The organism is Pseudoalteromonas sp. S2755 (genome assembly GCF_005886535.1).
Taxonomy (GTDB): domain Bacteria; phylum Pseudomonadota; class Gammaproteobacteria; order Enterobacterales; family Alteromonadaceae; genus Pseudoalteromonas.
In genome coordinates this window covers 21,894-28,955 of the sequence record NZ_PNDS01000051.1, presented here as the reverse complement: position 1 = coordinate 28,955, position 7,062 = coordinate 21,894, and the positions used below count along the sequence as shown (strand labels likewise).

The 7,062-nt window shown below is 49.7% G+C and carries 7 protein-coding genes; all 7 read right to left on the bottom strand.

What is annotated here, in order from left to right:
- Window positions 1-2,835, bottom strand: a 2,835-nt coding sequence (locus CWC03_RS10365; protein WP_138581859.1) for a tape measure protein, incomplete at its 3' end; no start/stop codon positions are given.
- A gap of 64 nt (window positions 2,836-2,899) precedes the next feature.
- Window positions 2,900-3,646 carry a phage tail tube protein gene (locus CWC03_RS10360; protein WP_010604397.1) on the bottom strand — a complete coding sequence of 249 codons (747 nt, stop codon included), beginning with the start codon at window positions 3,644-3,646 and terminating at the stop codon, window positions 2,900-2,902.
- The gene (locus tag CWC03_RS10355) at window positions 3,643-4,062 is read right to left on the bottom strand and encodes a phage tail terminator protein (protein ID WP_138581858.1); all 420 of its coding nucleotides are present in this window, start codon (window positions 4,060-4,062) and stop codon (window positions 3,643-3,645) included. Before CWC03_RS10355 ends, CWC03_RS10360 begins: the two co-directional genes overlap by 4 nt.
- Window positions 4,062-4,490: a gp436 family protein gene (locus tag CWC03_RS10350; RefSeq protein ID WP_138581857.1), complete on the bottom strand. Its 429-nt coding sequence runs from the start codon at window positions 4,488-4,490 to the stop codon at window positions 4,062-4,064. Before CWC03_RS10350 ends, CWC03_RS10355 begins: the two co-directional genes overlap by 1 nt.
- A 3-nt stretch (window positions 4,491-4,493) precedes the next feature.
- Window positions 4,494-4,931 (bottom strand): HI1506-related protein, encoded by a 438-nt coding sequence (locus CWC03_RS10345; RefSeq protein WP_138581856.1) that lies wholly within the window; start codon window positions 4,929-4,931, stop codon window positions 4,494-4,496.
- Between the two features lie 33 nt (window positions 4,932-4,964).
- Complete coding sequence (locus CWC03_RS10340) at window positions 4,965-5,873, bottom strand: Mu-like prophage major head subunit gpT family protein (RefSeq protein WP_138581855.1); 909 nt, start codon at window positions 5,871-5,873, stop codon at window positions 4,965-4,967.
- Complete coding sequence (locus tag CWC03_RS10335; protein WP_249314000.1) at window positions 5,873-7,048, bottom strand: phage protease; 1,176 nt, start codon at window positions 7,046-7,048, stop codon at window positions 5,873-5,875. The genes CWC03_RS10340 and CWC03_RS10335 overlap by 1 nt, the downstream gene beginning before the upstream one ends.
- Window positions 7,049-7,062 lie beyond the last annotated feature (14 nt).

The window sequence follows — 7,062 nt, the reverse complement described above, 5'->3', positions numbered from 1 at the left end:
TAAGTGTTGCAAGCTTTTGGTTTCTAGCTCTCGTACGCGAGCTAGGTCGGCTTCTTGCTCTACCACCAACCCTGTTTGATGGTTAAGGGCAGCTTGCGCCTTTCGCTTTTGCTCAGCTGAGGCTGTTGAGCTGTCTAGGATTTTTTTATTGTTTTCCATTGCAGCTTTGGTTTTATCCAAAGCCGTAGCAAAACGGTTTACTGCATCGCTATTAATGTCTGTGGCAGGTTTGAGCTTGTTAGCAGCGTTAACTAGTTTATCCAGCTCTGCGGTTAAACCCAGTGCGGCCGCAGCTGCCTGAACCGATGCTGGCACAGTTTGGTCTGTGGCGTTGGCAGCTTCAACGGCGGCTTTGGCCCACTTCAAAAAGGCTTGTTGCTGCATCGCAACTGGCTCATTGCTTTGTTGGAGTAGTTCAAACGCTCCTTGTAATTTAGTCGCCGTTTGAGTGAGTGCGTCGGCGCTGGTTATGCCCAGCTCCTTGTAGGCTTTTTTTACATCACCTGCGAGATATGCTTGGCGCGCTAATGATTCGTTGTGGCTTTCGAACTTAGCTTTTAATGAATCCAGTAATACTAATTGTTGGCTATACTCAGCCCCAGCACCAGCGAGTGCAGTACGTGCAGACTCAATGGATTGGATAAAACCATCAACACCAGCGCGTACACCATTTAGGTTTTGCGCCTGTTGCTCTAAAGTTTCTATTACACGTAATGCCTCTGGAATTGTGAGCCTAAGTAGCTCTTGGCGCTTGCGCTCTTCTTCAGCGGCAATGCGTGTGGCTTCAGCGAGTGCTTCCGCTTTACGTGCTGCGTTTTCATAGGCTCCGGTGGTTTCATTCATGACCAGCGTGCCAGCAGCCACGGCGGCTTCCACTTCTTCTAAACTGGTAACAAGAATGCCTGTGGTTGAGCTTATTAACTCAAACTCGCCTTTTAGCTTGGCAGCTTGTAACTCGGCATTGCGCTGACTTTCCGCGACGCCTGCTTCAGCAACTTTTAAATTTTGATACTCACCAATCAGGTTAATAACCTCATTGGTGAGCGCTAAATAAACACCGCCACGGGCAATCACACCTGCCACATTACGCCAGCGATTTGCAGCAACGGTCGCAGCATTGGTGGCTGTTGTCGCTGCGGTTACGGCGGCTCTATAGGTAACAAATGCCCGGGTGGCACTCACTGCACCTGCCACAACACTACTAAAATAAGAGCCGATTTTAAGGGCGAGCCACGCTTTGGCTACAAATCCTATTTCTTCACGGTATTCATATAAGGTGCTTATGGTGTCTTTTATCGCTGTGCCGGTTGCCACGATGGTGTCGCTGATTGACTGCGCCCATTCTTGCAATCGGCCATCAGCTGCCATTGCCGTAAATTCTTTGTTTAGTTCACCAATCTGGCCCTTGAGCCAATCCATTGCACCAGACTTAGCAATGAGGTTATAAAACTGTTCCAGATTGTCTTTTGCGTTAGAGACCTGGCCGCTAAATAGTGCCATTTGTGCCGCTGCACTGCCTGTGCTGGTTCTGCCCATTTCGTCAATCAGCTGTTTGATAACGTCACGGCCTAGCTGGCCTGCGCTACTTAACTTTTGTAGTTCCTGGACGTTCTTACCTGTGACCGTTTGCAGCATATCCCATACAGGAATACCACGTTCAACTAGCTGCAAAATCTCTTCACCTTGCAGTTTCTGTTTAGCCCAAGCTTGGCCAAGTGCGAGGCTTATCCCTTCAACTTCCTGATAACTGCCGCCGAGCTTTAAAGCGCTGTCCGTGATGGATTGCAGCGTGCCGTCCATTGGGTCTAACCCAAAGGCTTTGAGCTTCACAAATGCTTGGCTAACTTCACCGAGCTGAAGCGGTGTATTTTTAGTAAATTCAGTTATCCAGGCACTGGCCTTTTCGCCTTGGGCAATGCTGCCCATCAGGCCATTCATTTGCACCTGGAGCTTTTCAAACTTATCGCCCGTTTCAAACACGGAGCGAACGGCTTGGCCAACTTGGTCTAACCCAAAGTAGGCAGCAGCAACCGCCGCGATTTGACTAGCGACGTTACCAAGGCTTTTTGCATGTGCTTGTTGGGCGGCACTGCCTTGTTTTAGGTCTTGCGTAAACCCATCAGCGGCTTTACCAGCTTGGTTAAAACGTCCAGCTAGTTCGCGTTTGGCAATGCTTAGGTTGTTGGTATCGAGACCCGTTCGTTTTAGCTCTTGTTGCAGTGCATTGTGTTTGGTAGTTTGCTGCGTCAGCTCAGCCCGCATTTGCTGCAAGTCGCGCTCTGCAAGGTCAATGCCTCGGGCAAGCTCTACAAATGGCTTACTGGTGTCTTGTGCTTGTTTTTGTAATTGGTCTAGCGCATGGGCCGCAGCAGCCGTGGCAATTTCTTGTTCTTCAAGCTCTCGCTTGGAACGCTCAAAAGCGCGGATAAGTTCCTGCTGGTTGCCAAGGTCGTCTATTACATCCGCGAGCACGCCTGCTTTTTGGCTCGCGTTCGTTGTAGCTGTGCCGACCTGGTTTAAATCATCGCTCAGTGCTTGCGTACTGCTCGCCGTAGTTTTCGCGTTATTTGCGACGTCTCTGAGTGATTCCCCCAGCTTAGCGCTAGCGGTAGTTGACGACGCTAAGTCATCGGCAAGTTCAGTTGATTGCTTACTCGTTTGCTTTGCAGCTTGAGCCGTCTCATCTAAATTCTGGCCGAGTTGATCTGTGGCAGGTGCAGCATCATCTGCGCTTTGCTCAATACGGCGCAGCTCAGCAACTAACTGTTCAAGGTTTTGTTTGCCAGTGGCTTCGGCCACTATTCGGAGTGCAAGTTCAAGAGTCTTATTAGCCATTACAACCGCTCAGTTTGAAAATGAGTTTAAGGATTTGAAAAAGGGGCCGAAGCCCCAACGGGAGCTATGCGTCTAATTCGGTATAGGTGAATGGGGTTGCTTTACCTGCTGGCAGCTTGGCAGTACCCGCTAGGCCGCCACTCACAAACTCACTGGCTGCAAAATCAATTTCTTTATCTGGCATCAGTGACACGTCGTATACTTCCAGCTCAATGGCTTTACCGTTGGCAAGGTTGGTTCCCTCACCAAAAATACGCGCTCGAACTTGTGATTCAATGCCACCTTGGATGGTTTTACCGCTTCGCGCATTGTGTTGATAGCTCACGGTAATGCTACCACCTGCATCTACTTCGCCACCTTTGACAGAGCGGATCAAACCCAGTGCATAGTTGATCTCAAAATCAGTCCCTAGCGTGAGTGTGGTCGTTGCCTGCTTAACCGTAAGACCTTCAGCGGCTAGGTTCTTATGGCCAAGCTCTAGCCAGCCCTGGTTGGCGGGCAAGGTTTTTGCTGCATCTGTTACCGTGCCGCTGGCTTCGTTTAGATCAACCACTTTACCCATCAGCGCCATTGCCAATAACTCAGAGGGTTGGTCGTCAAACTCGCACGACACTTCAGCAGGCTTGGCAATCTTGACGTCATCTAACGCTTGGCCATAAGACTCTTTTTTACGAGATGCACGAGTCTTGGTCTCAGCTTCGGTTTTGATGCTGAGCTTGGTCATATTGATAGGGCCAAAAATACCGAGGCTTTGGCCTTGTGGGTTTAATCGGTCAATAAAGAAATTGCCCGCTACTAGTAAGCCACTCATGTAAGTGCTCCTTTAAACTTCATTTGACAGGTAAAGGCCAGCGGGTAAAACGCATGGCCGCTTGTGTATCTTGGTTTGATTGGGGTGTTAATGCGCTGCCAAGGGCCAGCGTCGCCAGTCATCTTTCCGGCAATGGCACGAATGGTAGCGGCAATGTTTTTGCCTGCGGTTTTGCTGGCTTTTCGCTCAGCTAAGATGACAAGCCAAGTTTGCGTTAACAGGGTATTAGCTCCAGCGTAAGCGCTCTCCTTTAATTGCTCGCCGTAGTAGAGATAATACAAGGCCGGGGTATGATTGGTTTTGTCTATCTCTGCTAGGTCATCAAGCGCCTTAACTTGGCGTATGCCAGGCACTGCACTTAGGGCAGTTTCTAACAGTTGGCCTGCCGCTAAAAAGTCATCTTTAATTTCAAACATCAGATGAATCCCTTGGCTTTACTGCGAGCAAATACGCTGCCTGCTGATTCCATCACGGCGGTGTCGTTAGTCTCCGCTTTATCACCTTGACTATCGATACCCAGCGACACAGTGCCTGCATTCACCGCTTTTAAAAACTTCACTGCATCCATGTAGCGTTGGTGAATATGCTCCGGCGCGTTATCGCCACTTAAAAAGTAGCGGGCAATATCACAACAAATGCGTACTAATGCCGTGGGTACAATGTTAAGTGGCAGCATGTAACGGCCAGATAAGTAGGCGTTAATCTCTGCTGTGGCATCTTCAAGGGCTTGCGTGAGCACAGTCATATCCACTTCACCTGGTGTGCTGTGCTCACGCTCAGTAAGCAGCACCAAATCTTGGTGATTAAAGCGGTTTTGCATGTCTTCAGCGGCAGCGTAGGTCATGGCTTATTGCTCCACGTTGACAACATGTGTTTGATACCAAGCCCATGCCTCATCTCGCTCGGCGGCTGACGGTTTTTGCTCGCCATCAACGCCATCCACTTCAAACGCCAACTCATCCACGTTGGGCTTTTTGGTTGGCTTCAGCTCATATAATGCTGCAATGATGTGCGCCAGTTCTTCAGGGGCTTGACTCAAGTCCAGTGCTACATCGCCGCCCATACTTCCTGACTCCAAGTGTGATTGCGTCGCTGCACTTTCACTTGCTTGTATAACTTGCACCGTAAGGCGTGTATCTTTTTTAAGCGCTTCAAGCTGAGGCTCGGTAACACGGTGCTCGTTAATGCCACGCTTGAGGGTAATGCTGGCGCGGCGGTAGCCATCAGGTTGCTGAGAGATAATGCGCACAGGGTAAATAGTCGGTTCAGCCATTTCATTTTTCATCCTATGGGTTGGCCCCACGCAGGGGCGCAGGTATTAGAGGTAGTCGGCAACAACCAGCGTTAAACGGTTTTTTAACTCGTTCGAGCTGTTGGCATCGAGTTCGCGTTCAAGTAAGCGCGTGGCGACTTTTTCAAGGCCTGGTGGCACAACCAAGGTGGTTGGGCGAATGCCTAGCTTGCGGCCGCCATCGGCTTTAAATTCGCGCATTTTCGTAATGGCATCCCACAGGTTGTCGGCATTCAGTTCACGATTGTTACCAAAGGCGAGTTGCCAAAAACTAAAGCCCGCTGCATCGCGACAATCGGTGCCGTATCTGAATAGCTTGCTGGTAAACACCGCTTCGTCATCCAGTTTGGTCATCGATGTAAATTGTGGCTTTTTGCGCTCTTGGAAAATAATCGGTTTAAGTACTTTTGAGGTGTCGAGCACATACCAAGCGGGGCCAGTGTATGCGCCATCAGCAGCCATATTGGCGACGCTTTCAACCGCGCCGGAGCCATCTACTTTTTCATACACGGGGTGGTCGGTATCAAAGTAGTTTTGGCCGTCGTAACACAACGTCGTAAAACCAGAGGCTAACAGCGGGTAACACACTTCATCAGGGTGAATGGCTGCGCTTCGCCCCATTTCTTGCATCAGTGGTGCGTAAATGCCCAGTTCGTCGTCTTCAATGTCGTTACGGTCAACACTGATAGAGGCTTCCCAGTCGTCATTTACAATGCTGTAGGCGTGTGCTTTCATCGATTGCAATTGGCGGTCGCCCACCCATTTTTGCAGTGAGGGAAATTTACCTAACCAGCCATAGGTGTTGCTTTTGGTGGTCGAAGGTATCACCGTGGCAATTTGCGTAAACGACGGCTTCGCCTCGTCTAAGCCATTTTGAAAGTTTTTTTTGAACCCAACTTGTAGGCTGGTTAATAGTGCGGGAGTAATAATCGCCATTACTGGTCTTCCTCTTTCAGTGCTGCGTAATCTTTGTGGCTAATACCCAGTTGGTCAGCCGCGTATTTATCCTCGACAGACAAAGCGGCAACGCCTGTTTTGTCCTGCGATGGTGTTGGGGTTGGTTTGGACTGCTGAGCGTTTAGCGCTGCAATAGGTTGGCGGCTATCTAACACTGCATTGAGGGCGGCAAGTCCGTTTTGCTCACCAAGCTGCTTGAGGTAATCAATCTCGGCAGCAATCACGCGGCCCTCAGCTTTGGCTTTATCAATAGCGGTTTCAATAGTCACGCCTTGGTGCTGGCTATTGAGTGCGGCTAGTTCGCCACGTAGTGCATTGTGTACATCAACTGGCACAAACTTGGTTAAATCCACTGTAGTATTCGACGTGGCTTGTTGAATTTGCGTGTTCAAGGCAGCAATTTGCTTGTCTTTACCTTCTGCGCCATCGGCCTTGCTTTTCAGCTCGGTAATGGCCGATTTGCCTTTTTCGATATGCTCGCTGGTAACATCACCGTCCACGGTAATGCCAAGCGCAGCGAGGAGTTGCTGGGCTTCGTTCATCTTGGGTGCTCCTGAGGAGTATTGCAGGTTTAACACTGCTACCTCTTCCATGCCCAGTACTGCGGGGTCATTGGTTAAGGCAACGTGAAGTAATTTGAATGGGCGACCTGTAGACTTGTCGTAAGCAAACACGGGACTAACGTAGCGGTACTCTTTATTGCGCAGCGCACTCAGTGCCGCCGTAGTCCACTTAACGTTCTTGGCATATACGCCTTCGCCTGGTACGTATTCCAAACCGTCGGATGCAAACCAACCAGCCGCTGGTGCAGGTTGGCCGTTCTGTGCTTTAAAAAGAGTTTGGTGGTCGTAATCAAAGAGGTAATCGTTAGCACGGCTAAGGGCGGCGGTTTTAAGATTATTAAATGCCGTTTCATCCATTAGCCATTTATTGCCTGGTACTTCAAATGGTCTACCGTCATGGCCAGAGAATGCCCCATCAGGCATAAGCAGCACGCGAGGGCTAATACCACTTTCTTCAGGTTCGCTTGCCAAGCTACATACCGCAAGGCCAAAATGCTGCGCTTGTGTATTACACACAGCAACAGAAGTCACCTCCATGTGTGATTGCTTGTGCTGGCCGTTTATGGATTGTTGCGTTGAGGTATTTTGCATGTTCTGGCACTAAA